Origin of the sequence: Flavobacterium sp. CF108, assembly GCF_900129795.1 — a bacterium.
Taxonomy (GTDB): domain Bacteria; phylum Bacteroidota; class Bacteroidia; order Flavobacteriales; family Flavobacteriaceae; genus Flavobacterium.
Genome location: NZ_FQWW01000004.1, coordinates 1 through 14,950, shown reverse-complemented (window position 1 = coordinate 14,950; position 14,950 = coordinate 1). Strand labels below are relative to the sequence as shown.

16 protein-coding genes are annotated in these 14,950 nt (G+C 33.1%); 11 read left to right on the top strand and 5 right to left on the bottom strand.

Annotation, left to right across the window (positions count from 1 at the left end; translation table 11 throughout):
* Window positions 1-49: 49 nt before the first annotated feature.
* The gene (locus BUE10_RS11800; RefSeq protein ID WP_073485324.1) at window positions 50-643 is read right to left on the bottom strand and encodes a GNAT family N-acetyltransferase; all 594 of its coding nucleotides are present in this window, start codon (window positions 641-643) and stop codon (window positions 50-52) included.
* A 422-nt stretch (window positions 644-1,065) separates the two neighbouring features.
* Between BUE10_RS11800 and BUE10_RS11795 the strand changes: the two genes are divergently transcribed.
* Window positions 1,066-2,406, top strand: a complete 1,341-nt coding sequence (locus tag BUE10_RS11795; protein ID WP_073485322.1) for an FAD-dependent oxidoreductase — start codon at window positions 1,066-1,068, stop codon at window positions 2,404-2,406.
* Between the two features lie 71 nt (window positions 2,407-2,477).
* Here BUE10_RS11795 and BUE10_RS11790 read toward each other — a convergent pair whose 3' ends face one another.
* A complete protein-coding gene (locus BUE10_RS11790; RefSeq protein ID WP_073485321.1) occupies window positions 2,478-3,995 on the bottom strand; it encodes a helicase HerA-like domain-containing protein in 1,518 nt (505 codons plus the stop codon).
* Window positions 3,996-4,375: 380 nt separating this feature from the next.
* On the opposite strand from BUE10_RS11790, the gene BUE10_RS11785 reads away from it, so the two are divergent.
* The 8 genes from BUE10_RS11785 to BUE10_RS11750 all read left to right on the top strand — a co-directional run bounded on the left by BUE10_RS11785 (window position 4,376) and on the right by BUE10_RS11750 (window position 10,870).
* A complete protein-coding gene (locus tag BUE10_RS11785; protein WP_073485319.1) occupies window positions 4,376-5,200 on the top strand; it encodes a MotA/TolQ/ExbB proton channel family protein in 825 nt (274 codons plus the stop codon).
* A gap of 55 nt (window positions 5,201-5,255) precedes the next feature.
* On the top strand, window positions 5,256-5,882 hold the full coding sequence (locus BUE10_RS11780) for an ExbD/TolR family protein (RefSeq protein ID WP_073485317.1): 627 nt from the start codon (window positions 5,256-5,258) through the stop codon (window positions 5,880-5,882).
* A gap of 19 nt (window positions 5,883-5,901) precedes the next feature.
* The gene (locus BUE10_RS11775; protein WP_073485316.1) at window positions 5,902-6,459 is read left to right on the top strand and encodes an ExbD/TolR family protein; all 558 of its coding nucleotides are present in this window, start codon (window positions 5,902-5,904) and stop codon (window positions 6,457-6,459) included.
* Between the two features lie 36 nt (window positions 6,460-6,495).
* Window positions 6,496-7,296 (top strand): energy transducer TonB, encoded by an 801-nt coding sequence (locus tag BUE10_RS11770; RefSeq protein ID WP_073485314.1) that lies wholly within the window; start codon window positions 6,496-6,498, stop codon window positions 7,294-7,296.
* Window positions 7,296-7,526, top strand: coding sequence for a hypothetical protein (locus BUE10_RS24260; RefSeq protein ID WP_053472547.1), 231 nt, complete (start codon window positions 7,296-7,298; stop codon window positions 7,524-7,526). Before BUE10_RS11770 ends, BUE10_RS24260 begins: the two co-directional genes overlap by 1 nt.
* 2 nt (window positions 7,527-7,528) lie before the next feature.
* On the top strand, window positions 7,529-8,452 hold the full coding sequence (locus BUE10_RS11760) for a PstS family phosphate ABC transporter substrate-binding protein (RefSeq protein ID WP_073485312.1): 924 nt from the start codon (window positions 7,529-7,531) through the stop codon (window positions 8,450-8,452).
* 16 nt (window positions 8,453-8,468) lie between these two features.
* The gene (locus tag BUE10_RS11755; RefSeq protein WP_073485310.1) at window positions 8,469-10,136 is read left to right on the top strand and encodes a tetratricopeptide repeat protein; all 1,668 of its coding nucleotides are present in this window, start codon (window positions 8,469-8,471) and stop codon (window positions 10,134-10,136) included.
* A 101-nt stretch (window positions 10,137-10,237) separates the two neighbouring features.
* A complete protein-coding gene (locus tag BUE10_RS11750; protein WP_073410564.1) occupies window positions 10,238-10,870 on the top strand; it encodes a 7-carboxy-7-deazaguanine synthase QueE in 633 nt (210 codons plus the stop codon).
* Window positions 10,871-10,950: 80 nt separating this feature from the next.
* Here BUE10_RS11750 and BUE10_RS11745 read toward each other — a convergent pair whose 3' ends face one another.
* On the bottom strand, window positions 10,951-11,496 hold the full coding sequence (locus tag BUE10_RS11745; RefSeq protein WP_073485308.1) for a YfiT family bacillithiol transferase: 546 nt from the start codon (window positions 11,494-11,496) through the stop codon (window positions 10,951-10,953).
* Between the two features lie 12 nt (window positions 11,497-11,508).
* Window positions 11,509-12,216, bottom strand: a complete 708-nt coding sequence (locus tag BUE10_RS11740; protein WP_073485306.1) for a class I SAM-dependent methyltransferase — start codon at window positions 12,214-12,216, stop codon at window positions 11,509-11,511.
* Window positions 12,217-12,290: 74 nt separating this feature from the next.
* Between BUE10_RS11740 and BUE10_RS11735 the strand changes: the two genes are divergently transcribed.
* On the top strand, window positions 12,291-12,785 hold the full coding sequence (locus BUE10_RS11735; RefSeq protein WP_053472553.1) for a YkgJ family cysteine cluster protein: 495 nt from the start codon (window positions 12,291-12,293) through the stop codon (window positions 12,783-12,785).
* A gap of 106 nt (window positions 12,786-12,891) precedes the next feature.
* Entirely contained in the window at window positions 12,892-14,127 is a 1,236-nt protein-coding gene (locus tag BUE10_RS11730) for an ABC transporter permease (protein WP_073485304.1), read from the top strand.
* Window positions 14,128-14,767: 640 nt separating this feature from the next.
* Here BUE10_RS11730 and BUE10_RS24255 read toward each other — a convergent pair.
* A partial coding sequence (locus tag BUE10_RS24255) for a hypothetical protein (RefSeq protein WP_234984740.1) occupies window positions 14,768-14,950 on the bottom strand: 183 nt, incomplete at its 5' end.

Below are 14,950 nucleotides of genomic sequence, written 5' to 3'. Positions count from 1 at the left end.
TATATCAAGCTAATGTATTGCTTTTTTTATTAAACATATGAATTGATTTTTATACAAACTCCCCAAAATAATCTCGCTTAGTATTCTGCCATTCCTCTAAAATTATACTATAATAAACATCGTCTTTACTGTTTCCTTTAGAATCTATATAATTATTTCTAAATAAGCCTTCTTTTAAAGCTCCCAAGTTTTCAATCGCTCTTTGCGATCTTAAGTTTTCAAGATCAGCGCTGAATTGTATTCTTTTAAATTGAATATTTTCGAAGCCAAATTTCAATAATTCATATTTACAGGCTTTGTTTAAACCAGTTCCCTGAAAATCTTTTCCATACCAGGTCCAGCCAATTTCACATTTCTGGCTCGCATGATTTAAATAGCCATAACGAGTACTTCCGGCAACTCTGTTTGTAGCTTTATCTATAATAAGGAACGGATAACAAATTCCGTCTGCTTTTTGTTTTAAGGTACTTTGAATATAATTTTCAAAATCCTGATCGTTGCGAACATACATTCCCATATATTTCCAGATTTCGTCATCAAAAATAATTTCTTTGAGTTCGATGTTTCTTTCGTTCTCAAAGGGAATTAATAATACTCTTTCGTTTTCTAAAATGATTTCTGATTGTAAAATTTCGCTGTTCATTGTTGTTGGTTTATTAATGTCTTTTTGAATTAAGATTTTTTAATACTGGAGATGGCTTCTCGCAAAGTCGCCAAGACGCAAAGTTTGTTTCCCGCAGATTTAGCTGATTTTACAGATTTTTTTAAGTGTAATTATCTGCTCAATCTGCGGGAAAAAATCATTACAATCCGTATAATCTGTGGCAAAATAGAAACTTTGCGTCTTTGCGACTTTGCAAGATTTTTTCCCCAGTTAAGATTTTTCTTTAAACGAAATTACTCCTTTTGAAAATCTAAATAAATCTAATAAAATAGGATTTTGTTATGAAAATGGGTACAGATGCCCAATAAATATTGGTATTTAAGGTTAAATATTTGTTGTAATTTAAAGCTTATGTACAATTATTACTTATTTTTACGATCTTATATATTAGATTTTCCCCGATGCAAACTTCACTCAAAATTGCTGTTGTAGGTTCTGGACTTGTAGGATCGCTGTTGGCAATTTATCTTAAAAAAGCAGGTCACACAGTTCATGTTTATGATCGAAGCCCTGATATTAGAAAAATAAATTTTTCTGGCCGTTCTATTAATCTTGCAATGTCTAATCGTGGATGGAAAGCGCTTGACGGCGTTGGAGTTGGTGATGCAGTTCGGGAAATTGCAATTCCTATGGGTAAACGTGCCATTCATTTGGTCGATAAACTCAATTTTCAGAATTATGGACAGGAAGGCGAATCGATTTATTCGATTTCGAGAGGAAAGCTAAACAGAAAAATGATTGATTTGGCCGAAAATGCCGGAGCCGAATTTCATTTTGAACAAAAAATCTGGGATGTAACGTTAAGTGATGCAACTTTGCACATTGGCGAAAGTGAAAGAGGCGAGTGGGAAGAACGAAAATACGATATGGTTTTTGGTGCCGATGGAGCATTTTCGAGAATCCGCCACAGAATGCAGCGCCAGAGCATGTTTAATTATTCGCAGGAATTTTTAAATATGGGTTATAAGGAATTGAATATTCCGGCAAATGCTGACGGAACGCATAAATTAGATAAAAATTCTTTTCATATTTGGCCGAGAGGCGAGTACATGCTAATTGCGCTTCCTAATCTTGATGGAAGTTTTACCTGTACTTTATTTATGCCTTTTGAAGGGAAAAATTCTTTTGAATCGCTTACAGATCGTAAAATGGTTGAAGATTTCTTTGAGAAAAATTTCCCGGATTCGATTGAAGTGATTCCGGAACTGGCAAATGATTTCTTTAAAAACCCAACAAGTACTTTGGTAACCATGAAATGTTTTCCGTGGACTTACGAAGATAAAATTGCTTTAATTGGAGATGCCTGCCACGCTATTGTTCCTTTTTATGGACAAGGGATGAATGCCGGTTTTGAAGATATTACGGTGCTGAACGAAATGATTGAAAAGTTTGGAAACGACTGGAAAAAGATTTTCTCTGAATATCAAATTTCCCGCAAACCAAATGCCGATGCAATTGCTGAACTTTCATACCGAAATTTCATGGAAATGAGTACCAAAACGGCAGATGAAAAATTCTTATTACAAAAGAAAATAGAAAAAGTTTTCTCAGATAAACATCCAGATAAATGGATTCCGCTTTACAGCCGCGTTACTTTTAGCGACCGCCCGTATGCAGAAGCATTGGCAATTGGAGATTTCCAAAACGGAATTATGGAAGAAGTTTTAAAACTGGACAACATAGAAAATATCTGGAACTCACCAGAAGTTGAAAATAAAATTCTGGATTTACTGCAAAAATAAATCAATGTCAATTACAATATCAAAAATCAATTTTAAATTGACATTGATATTGTAATTGATTTTTGATATTGTTATTTCTTAAAGATTTTGGTCAAAACGCCAAACACGCCTCTTATAAAGGTAGCGCTTGTTACCACTTTTAAAACCGATTTACCCACTACACTTGCAGTGCTTGGTTCTGCTTTTGAAGACCTTGTTGGTGTTTCTTCTTCTTGTTGAGCAGCAGCTTCATTTGCATCGGCTATTTTTTTAGATAAGATTTCGAAGGCGCTTTCACGGTCAATCTCTTCGCCATATTTTTTAACCAGTTTCGATTTGTTGTTTATTTCTTCAATTTCAGAAGGCGATAAAATATCCATTCGACTTTGTGGCGCACGCATCATTGTGGCAACAAGCGGTGTCGGAACACCTTTTTCGTTTAGGGCTGTTACCAAAGCTTCTCCAATCCCTAAACTTGTCAGTAATTCATCAGTTTTATAATATTCAGAAGTTGGGTAATTATCAGCTGTTTTTTTAATCGCCTGACGATCATTTGCAGTAAAAGCTCTAAGTGCATGCTGAATTTTTAATCCTAATTGTGCCAAAACACCACTCGGAACATCCATTGGGTTTTGAGTAACAAAATAAACACCCACACCTTTTGAACGAATTAATTTTACAATCGTTTCAATTTGCTCTAATAACGCTTTACTGGCTTCATTGAAAATTAAATGCGCTTCATCTATAAAGATTACCAGTTCAGGCTGCTCTGCATCTCCTTTTTCAGGCATTTTTTGATAAATCTCTGCTAAAAGGCTTAACATGAAAGTGGAGAATAATTTTGGTTTATCCTGAATATCCGTCAAGCGGATGATATTAACGTATCCTTTTCCGTTTTCGTCAATTCGCATTAAATCATCAGTTTCAAAAGACAATTCGCCAAAAAACAAATCACCGCCTTGCTGTTCCAGTTCAATAATTTTTCTAAGAATTGTTCCGGTTGTAGCAGTTGATATCTTGCCGTAACTGGCAGCGATTTCTTCTTTACCTTCTTCCGTAATATAATTGATAACTTTTTTAATGTCTTTTAAATCTAATAAAGGCATTTGATTATCATCACAATATTTAAAGATAACCGCCACAACTCCGGCCTGAGTATCATTTAAATCTAAGATTCTCGAAAATAAAACCGGACCAAATTCTGAAACCGTTGCACGCAGACGAACTCCGTTTTGTTTAGACAGCGACATCAACTCAACCGGAAACGCAGCTACATTATAAGGTACATTTATTTTAGAGTGACGTTCTGTAATAAAACCTTCCTCTTTTCCTTCTTTTGCAATACCGCTAAAATCACCTTTAATATCCATCATTAAAACAGGGATTCCGGCATTTGATAACTGCTCAGAAAAAACCTGAATTGTTTTTGTTTTTCCGGTTCCGGTCGCTCCGGCAATAAGACCGTGGCGGTTTAATGTTTTTAAAGGAATCTTGACGTGAGCCTCGGCAATTGCTTCACCATCTAAAATTGCACCGCCCAAAATAATAGAGTCACCTTTAGCCGAATAACCGCTATTTATCTCCTGAATGAAATTATCTTTTTTATTCATGTTTTTATTTGTAATTTAGATGATTATAAGAGTTTTGTTTGATTTTTTAACAATTTAACTATCTTTTTTTTAGTAGGAAAATGCTTTTTTTGATTGAAATAAACATAAAAAATAAATTCGCAGCTTTTTAAGAAGATTTCAACGGAATGATTGAATATTTACTAAAACGTTGTAATTTTTTTATTATTCGCCTTTTTTTTTGTTTTATCATAAAAATACTGCCGACAAATTAATGAGATATTTTTTAATTTGACGTTAAATTTCCTTCAATAAAATTAAAAAAAGTTTTTTTATTTAAACTAAACGTATAAATTTGCTACCCTACAAGTTAAATATAACTAAAAAATAAAAATTATTTAAAACTATTAAAATTTAAAAAAATGGCAAACGTTAAAGTTAAAAAAGAAAGCACTTCAAATGGAGGAGGGATGATTACAGGAATCATTATTGTTGCGTGTATTTTGGTTGGGGTGTTTATTTGGAAAGTAATCATGGGAGATACGTCTAACTTCGAAGGAGGTAACCCTGAAACTGGACATCCAATCAATACATTAGGACAAGTTTATAAAGGAGGATTTATTGTACCAGTATTATTAGGTATGTTTTTAATGGTTGTTGTTTTTTCAATTGAAAGATTCATTGTTATCGGTAAAGCTGCTGGAAAAGCTAACCTAGACAAATTCATGAAAAGCGTTCAAGGAAGTATTAAAGAAGGAAACATTGAGGCTGCTATCGCTTCATGTGACAAACAACAAGGTTCAGTTGCAAACGCAATTAAATCTGCTTTGATTAAATATCAAGACGTTAAAAAAGAAGGATTCAACAGTGAAGAAGCTTCTGAAGTAATCCACAAAGAAATCGAAGAGGCAACTTCATTAGAAATGCCAATGTTAGAAAAAAATATGACTATTATCTCTACTTTAGTATCATTAGGAACTTTAGGAGGATTATTAGGAACTGTATCAGGTATGATTAAAGCGTTTGGTGCGTTAGCTTCTGCTGGAACTCCTGACCAAGCTGCTCTTGCAACTGGTATTTCTGAGGCACTTATCAACACTGCAACAGGTATCTCTACTTCTATCTTAGCAATTGTTTCTTACAACTTCTTTACTGCTAAAATTGACGATTTAACTTACTCTATCGATGAGGCTGGTACTACAATCGTGAATACTTACAGAAGATTCAGAGGAAGTTTGAAACAATAATTAATTTTTGATATTAATAATTACAATTAATTATATCAAAATAAAATAAAAGAGAATGGCTAAAATAAAAATGAAAAAAAAGTCAACATCGACAGATATGACTGCCATGTGTGATGTTGCGTTCCTTTTGCTTACGTTCTTTATTTTGACCGCTACTGCTAAGGTGCCTGAAGCACTTCCTGTAGATATGCCTGCTTCTGTTGCTGAATTTAAATTACCAGATACTGATTTGGCAATTATTACAGTAGGAAAAGATAAAGATGGGAAAAGCAAAGTGTTTTTTGACCTAAAAGGTAGAGAGATTCGTAAAAGAACTCTTGAAGGAATGGGTGCAAAATTCGGTGTGACTTTTACAGAAGATGATAAAACTAAATTTGCTTTAATGGATGACTTTGGTGTTCCTGTAACAAGTTTAAAGCAAATCATTGGTATGACTTCAGCTGAAAGAGTAAAAGCGGATCAACCTGGAATTCCAATCGATTCTTTAGATAATCAATTAAAAGAATGGTTGTTAGTTTCAAGAAGAGCTGCGATTGATCTAGATGATAAAGAATTGCAGATTGCAATAAAAGGTGATGCTAAAGAAGAATATCCAAAAATTAAAAAAATTATGGATATTTTACAAGATCAGAAAATCAACTCCTTTAACTTAGTTACAGGTACGAGAGGAAAAGACTTTTAATTAAAAAAGATACACTAAAATGGCTGAATTAAATACCGGCGACGGTGGCGGCGGAAAAGGTGGCAAGGTAAGAAGTAAAAAGCAAAATTCGAAAGTCGATTTAACGGCTATGGTGGATTTGGCATTCTTATTGATCACATTCTTTATGTTGACCACATCGTTGTCAAAACCTCAATCGATGGATTTGTCTTTACCAAATAAAGAGGATGATACGACGAAGGTAGAAGATACAAAAGTAGATGAGAATCGTACGATGACTGTAATACTTGGTGCCGACAACAAATTGACTTATTATATGGGATTGTTAGAAAAACCTATTGGTGGACCTAAAGATATTGCATATGGTAAAGATGGGATTCGTAGAGAACTGCTTAAAAGAAAAAAAACAGTTTTAGAATATTCTGCTGCTAAAGGGAAGCCTAAACAGGGAATTATTGTTATTATCAAACCAACTAAAAAATCAAATTACCGTAATTTGGTAGATATATTGGATGAAATGGCAATTACTAAAGTTGATACGTATGCTATTGTTCCTGAGTTTACACCAGAGGAAACAAAACTGATAGAGAAAAAATAAGGGTTATCTTGTTTTAACATCCTAATAATCAAGAAAATGAAATTAGATATAATTAAAAACACGTGGCTTGATATCGTATTCGAAGGACGTAATAAGATATATGGTGCATACGAGTTAAGAAAATCGAACAACAAAACTACGGTAAAAGCGCTTATCATAGGTTCGATCATTTTTAGCTTTGCTGTTGCAGCTCCTCTTATTGCTAGTTTTTTACCAGAATCTGGTGAAGATGAAGTAGATAACAATGTTAAGATTGCTACAGTGAAATTACCTCCTAAAAAAGAGGAAGTAAAGCCTAATCAACCACCACCACCACCACCACCACCAAAAGTGGATCAGGTGAAATTTACAAAACCGGTTGTTGCTAAAGCGGAAGAAGTTACTGAAGATCCTCCAAAAATTGAGGATTTGAAAGACAAGAAAGTAGGTAATGAAACTATCAAAGGAGATCCAGATGCAGTTTTAACTGTTGATGAGCCAGTAGGTACAGGACCAGTTTCTCAAGTCGTAGAAGAAGATAACAGTGTATATAATACAGCTGGTATCGAAGTAAAACCTGATTTCCCTGGAGGGATGGATAAATTCTACAAATTCGTAGGAAATAATTACAAGACTCCGGAAGAAGAAGGTTTAAAAGGTAAAGTTTACGTTACTTTTGTAGTTGAAAAAGACGGTTCATTAACCGACATTAAAGTTTTAAGGGATATCGGTTACGGTACAGGAGCAGAAGCAATTCGTGTTCTTAAAAAATGTCCAAAATGGACTCCCGGCGAGCAAAATGGTAAAAAAGTTAGGGTTCTTTACTCTTTACCTATTACTATTCAATCTGCAGAATAATGTTAAAAGATATGCTTAATAATATTCAGAAGAAATCGCTCAAAGAGCGATTTCTTCTTGTTTTAGGAATACTGTTTTTTTTAATATATCTTGTGCTGGGTTTAATGATAATGTTTTGGGAAAAACTTCCTTTAAATATGGAACCTAAATACAGATATGCTTTTGGTGGATTACTTATTGTCTATTCAGCAATACGTTTTCTGCGATTGATAAATTCTAATACAGAGTAATTATGTTAAAATATAGTAAAGTTGTTGGTTTGGTTCTTTTTGTCTTTTTGTTTGTTATGTGCAACCAAAAAAGCAAAAATGAATCTGAAAACGAAACAATTTTAAAAGGATCAGTTGATGTTACTGTTGATGAAACTATAAAGCAGATTGTCGATGATCAGGTTGCTGTTTTTGAAGGTACATATTATGATGCTAAGATTACGGTTAATCCAAAGTCAGAAGTGGAGCTTATTAACGACCTGTTAAATAAAAAAGCTAAGGTTGTTGTAACAGCTAGAAAACTGAGTAAAGAAGAATTGGGAAGATTCGAAAAAAGTAAAATTAAACCTCGAATTACCCCCTTTGCAATTGATGGAATTGCCTTAATTGCAAAAAAGAACAATAATGATACATTAATTGCGTTGAAAACTGTAATTGATTTTTTACAGGGTAAAACTGATTCTAAGATAAAAGGAATTGTTTTTGACAACCCAAATTCAAGTACTGTACGTTATATGAAAGAGCTGGCGAAAGTAAAAGATTTTCCTTCAACGGGTGTTTTTTCTTTCAAAACAAATGATGAAGTTATTAAATTTGTTTCAGAAAATGATGAAATGATTGGTGTTGTTGGAGTGAATTGGTTGTCACAGCCATCTCCAGACATGATTGAAACAATCAAAAAAATTGATGTTTTAAGCGTTAAAGGCTTAAATGATAACAATTATTATAGCCCTAGTCAAACTAACATAGCATTAAACAAATATCCTTTGGCACGTGATTTGTTTATTATAAACTGTCAGGGTTATTCTGGACTAGGAATGGGACTTGCCTCTTTCATGGCTGGTGAGATTGGACAAAGAATAGTTTTGAAATCTGGTTTAATGCCTGTTAAGACTCCAGGTAGGAAATTTAATATTAGAAGTCAAATTATAAACGATAAAGAATAAATTAATTACAACAAAGATGAATAAATTTAAAATTTTTAGTCTTGCTATGATTGCTACAGCTTCTGTTGCAAACGCGCAAGATATTAAAGAAGCAAAAAAGGCAATCGATGCTGAACAGTTTCAAAAAGCAAAATCATTACTTAAATCAATCATCAAAGCTAAGCCTTCAGATGGAGAAGCTAATTTTGTTTTAGGTAATATTTACTTAAACCAAAGTGTTGTTGATTCTGCTAAAATCTATTACTTAAACGGAATTGAAGCATCAGATAAGAAAAACTTAAACTATATTGGTTTAGGTCAAATCGATCTTGATAATAAAAATGTTGCTAGCGCACAAGCTAACTTTGCTTTAGCTACAAAAGATATTAAACGTAAAGATATTGAGGAATTCGTTTATATCGGTAAAGCTTACATGAACTCTGTAAACCCTGATTACACAAATGCAGTTGCAAGTTTGAAAAAAGCTTTATTAATTGAGCCGCAAAATGCAAATGCACTTTTAACAATTGGAGATGCATATTATGGAGCTAACAATCAAAACGATGCTTACAAAGCTTACCGTGATGCTTTTACAGCAGATCCAACTCTTTTAAGAGCAAAAATGCAATTAGGTGTTTTGTTGAAAGGAGCAAAATCTTATGATGAAGCTATTAAATCTTTCAATGAAGTTATTGCTATAAATCCAAATTATGGTCCTGTTTACAGAGAATTAGCTGAAACATATTACAAATGGGGAAGAAACAAACCTTCTACGGCTAAAGTTAATTTGCAAAACGCAATTACAAACTACGAAAAATACCTAAGCTTAACAGATTACTCTTTAGATTCTAAAATGCGTCACGCAGATTTCTTAATCTTGGTAAAAGATTACAAGAGTTTAGAAACTGTAGCAAACAAAATGATTGCAGAGGATAAAGTAAACCCTAGAATCTTTAGATATTTAGGTTATGCTGCTTACGAAAACGGAAATGTTGATGTGGCTATCAAATCTATCGAAGATTATATCAAAACTCCAACAAATAAAGTAATTGGTAGAGATTATTTATATTTAGGGTTATCTAAAATTAAAAAAGGAACAAATGCTGAAGGTGCTGTAGATCAGGCTTCATTTGACGCTGGTCTTGCAGATATCAAAAAAGCAATCGAATTAGAGCCGTTAGTAGTTGAAGAACTTAATGATTTAGGAAAAGCTTTATTTGGTAAAAAACAATTTGCTCAAGCGGCTTCTATCTTTGAATTCGGTGCAAACAACAAAGATTCTAAAAATTACTTAGATGACAACGTTTACTACGGTATTTCTGTTTATTATGCAAATGCTAATAAAACTGGCGGAGCTGCAGATGCTGCTCAGTTAGCTAAAGCAGATGCTGCTTTTGATAGAATTTTAATTGCTTCTCCAACTTATGATGAGGCTTACTTATACAAAGGAAGAATCAACAACTTGTTAGAGAAAGATGATTTAATTATCAAAAACTACGAGGAGTATGTTGCTAAAACAACAGCAAAAGGCGCTGAAGAATTAGCAAAACCAGCTACAGTTAAAAAAATTGTAGAAGCTTACAACAGTATTGGAGCAAGTTATGCAAATACTGATAAAGCTAAAGCAATTGAATATTTCAATAAAACTTTAGTTTTAGATCCAGCAAATACATACGCTTCACAATCTGTAAAAGCTTTAAAATAATATAGTTTTAAACTAATTTATTAAAACCGATAGTTCGCTTTGAACTATCGGTTTTTTTGTTCCATAATTAATTGACTATCTTTGCACATTAAATTAAAATAATGTTACCAAAAGAAATACAATTAGAAGTAAACAAAGGAGCGATGCTGCCTTTGATGGAAGAATTTTATACCATTCAGGGCGAAGGTTTTCATACCGGAACCGCTGCTTACTTCATTAGAATTGGAGGCTGTGATGTTGGGTGTCACTGGTGTGATGTGAAAGAGAGCTGGAATGCAGAATTGCATCCGCCAACAAATATCGATGTAATTGTAAATAATGCTTCAAGTTATGCAAATACAGTTGTAGTTACCGGCGGAGAGCCGCTTACATGGGATATGACTTTGTTGACACAGCAATTAAAAGATAAAAACTTAAAAGTTCATATCGAAACTTCTGGAGCCTATCCGTTATCTGGAACTTGGGACTGGATTTGTCTTTCACCAAAGAAAAACAAACTTCCAACGCCCGATGTTTATGCTAACGCACATGAATTAAAAGTAATTATTTATAATAAGCACGATTTTATCTTTGCAGAAGAACAAGCAGAATTGGTTAATGATAATGCCATTTTATTTCTTCAGCCAGAATGGAGCAAAAAAGAAGAAATGACACCGCTGATTGTTGATTATGTAATGAATAATCCGAAATGGAGAGTTTCACTTCAAACTCATAAGTATTTAAATATACCTTAAATCATAAAAAAACCTCTTCTAACTTAGAAGAGGTTTTTTTTATGTAATAAATACACACTGTGTAAAAAAGAAACATTTTATTATTTCCAGTTTTTCTGATTTTTTAAATTGACAATCTGAGCAAGATGATGATTTCCGTGCCAGGCATACATCCCAATAATTTGTTGAATTCGATATTCAGAATTATTTTCAGGATGAATAAATGACCTTTCTAAATCAACTTCAGATAAATTTCTCATTATATAAGATAATCTAAAATGCAATCCATCTAATAAATTTAGTGTAGGAGCTATTGGCATCGTTAAATTATCCGACAGTTCAGACCACAATTTTTCGTCATAAGGCTTTATAATCGGATTGTTTTCAGTTAAAGCCCACTTTAATCTAATGTAACAATTCATGTGGCTTTCGGCGCAATGATGAATTACTTGTCGAACAGTCCAGCCTTCAGGTCGATACGGAGTGTCTAATTGTTCATCATTAAGAGGAGTAGCTTCCTTTTTTAACCTTTCAGGAAAAGTCGAAATTTCTTCAATCTTATCTAAAATATATTTAGATGTGAATTCTTTAGGAACTTCAAATTTTCCTATAGGGTATTTTAATTTTTCTAAATCTAAATTTTCCATGATAAAAGATATTTATATTGAAAGTCTGGCTAGATAATTATAATGATCACCTTCCATAACTAATTCACATGTTAATCCGTTTGCAATTGCGGCATTCTGCAGTGTATTATAATCGAGATACAACCAATCAAAAGTTTCTTCTTTTTCTCCTTTATACGATATTGTAAAAGTAAGCTCTCCGTAATACTCTGTTTCAGACGGAATCCATTTTCCGCCATCTTCATCTTCATCAAACATATAAATAATATCAGAACTGTCAATTAAAATTTGTCCGCCAGGATTCAAGAGTGACTTTAATTTTGATAAATAGGAATTGCAATTTGCTAATTTCCCAAAAATACCTGTTCCATTCATCAGTAAAATAATTGTATCAAATTTTTCTCCTTCATAATCCAATACATTTTCAACTTTGGCATTTTTTAATCCGCGAAGCTTGCAAGTTTCAATTGCTTTTTCAGAAATGTCGATAGAAATAACATCTAAATTGCGATCGTTTTGTAAAGACAAACTGTGGCTTCCGGCACCGCATCCCACATCTAAAGTTTTTCCTGTTGTAATTTGTAAAGCCTTTTGCTCAATTTTTGGCATTTCATCATAAGAGCGAAATAAATATTCAACGCTCATTTCATCTTCTTCAGAAATCGAAGTTTCGGTAATAATATCTTCGGGCGAATTATTAGTTTGGAAATCATACATCGCTTTCCCAAAAAGATCTTTCATTGTAATTTAGTTCAAAGTTTAAGGTTTCAAGTTTAAAGTTGTTTAATTTTGCAGCTCAACTTTAAATATTAAACTTGAAACAGATTTTAAATAACTTAAATAAGTTAGCCAAAGATAAGCATATCGAAAACAAAAAGTATTTTGATAAGCTGAAAAAGAAACAGCCAAAGAATTTAGATTACGTTATGCAGGACTTGCATGATGCCGAATTTAAAAAAACGGATTGTTTACAATGCGCCAATTGCTGTAAAACAACTGGGCCTTTATTTACTTTGGCAGATATTGAAAGAATATCAAAATCTTTCAGACAAAAACCACAGCAGTTTATTGATCAGTATCTACGTATTGATGAAGATAAAGATTATGTTTTAAAAAGCGTTCCTTGTACATTCCTGGACAGTGAAAATTATTGTATGATTTATGATGTAAGACCAAAAGCCTGCAGGGAGTTTCCGCATACAGATCGTAAAAAGTTTCATCAAATTGCAGATCTGACTTTGAAAAATGTTGCAATTTGTCCAGCGGCTTATAATATAGTAGAAGAAATGAAAAAGAAATTACCACTTTAAGCGTTTAAAGAGCATTGTTACTTTAAGATTATACATTTCGCTTTTTTAAATGTATTTTTGAATAACCTGATCGAAAAAGAAATATAAATCATAACAGAACCCTAAATTGAATCTAGAATACTTTATAGCAAAAAGACTCATCACTGCCAAGGATTACAAAAGCAGTATATCGGCACCAATTATTAAAATTGCCATTTCAGCAATTGCAATAGGTATAATTATGATGATGGTTTCTGTAGCAACCGGAATTGGATTACAGCAAAAAATACGCGAAAAAGTTTCTGCCTTCAACGGTCAGATCATTATTTCGAATTATGACAATAATAATTCAGAGATAACCTTAATCCCAATTTCAAAAAAACAAGATTTTTATCCAAATTTCAAATCAGTTCCAGAAGTGAGCCATATTCAGGCAGTCGCAAGCAAAGCCGGAATTATTAGAACAGAAAATGCCTTTGAAGGAATTGTTTTTAAAGGAGTAGGAGCAGATTATAATTGGAACAATATAAAAGAGTACTTAGTAGAAGGTAAACTGCCTGATTTTTCAAAAACACTAAACGAAGAAGTTATTATTTCAAGATTTCTTGCAGATCGGTTGAATTTAAAATTAGGTGACAGTTTCAATACCTTCTTTATAAAAGAAGAGCAAGGAAAACTGCCAAACAGCCGCCGATTTAAAATCGCAGGAATTTTTAGCTCAGGATTTCAGGATTTCGATGCTACATATATAATAGGAGATATTCGTCATATTCAACGAATCAACAAATGGAGTCCGGATCAAGTTGGAGCTTTTGAAGTTTTTGTAAAAGACTTTACAACTATTAAAGAAACAGGAAACCAGATTTACGAACAAATCTCTTCAAATCTCGATACAAAAACAATTACCGAAAAGTATAGCTATATTTTTGACTGGCTTCAGCTTTTCGATTTCAATATAATTGTAATCCTTGCCATAATGATTCTGGTTGCTACAATTAATATGGTAGTCGCATTACTCGTTCTTATTTTAGAACGCACACAAATGATTGGAATTCTAAAAGCATTAGGAGCAAATAACTGGACAGTCCGCAAAGTATTTCTATACAATGCATTCTACCTAATCGTTCGAGGATTGTTTTGGGGCAACTTAATTGGAATTACACTGCTGTTAATTCAACAGCAATTCGGAATCATTCATCTAAATCCCGAAAATTACTATGTTAACCAAGCTCCCGTATATTTAAATTGGGGTTATATAGCTCTGTTGAATTTACTAACCATAACAGTATGCTTCGTAGTATTATTAATTCCTTCCTATATAATAACAAAAATCTCTCCTGTAAAAGCAATTCGCTTCGATTGATTTAATAAAACAAGATATTTCATAACCCGACAGTTTTCTAAAATCTGTCGGGTTTGTTTTGTATACATATATATGTATAATTATAATTAAGCCCCAATTTTCCGTAGAGACGCACTGCAGTGCGTCTTATGAGTTCATCAATATCTATAATATATAGTATATATGGCTGGCTGAGCGAAGTCGAAGCCCTTTTAAGTTTGGTATTTGAAGAATTGAAGTTTATTTTGATGGAGCTATTTCCTGCTATCCGCTTCAATCTTTTATTTTGAACCCCAAAATAAAAGGATTTCCGCTTCTATCGGGGCTAGGGCATAAGTTTTCAGAATAAAAAATTGGGAAGATTTGAGCATTTCCAGAATAAAAACCTCCCAAAAATAAAAACTCAGCGCCTTTTCGGCTCTGCGAGATTAATAAAACGGCAGAAAAAGCAGTCTTTGCGTCTTAGTGCCTTTGCGGCAAAACCATTCAAAAGAGGTTCAAAACATAAAAACTCCTCAAAAACGGGTTAGGGAAAAGGGGTTAAAATAAGGAAAAAGCAATGCGGTGCAGAAAAACCTGACAATGTTTCAAAAAATAATGAATTGTAAAACTTGTGTTATCAGAGAGTTAAGAAATAATTGCAAAAAAGATTAAAAATAGTTTAGAAAAAGGCTTGCGTAACTGGAATTGTTGTGTACTTTTGCACCCGCAACAACGAAAGACGTTCACTGAAACACTGACAAGAAAAGAAATCGAAACTGAAAATTTTTTCAGAAAAAAGATTGAGAAAAGCTTGTGAGATTTGAAAATGCTTTTTACATTTGCACCCCGCAAAACACGGAAG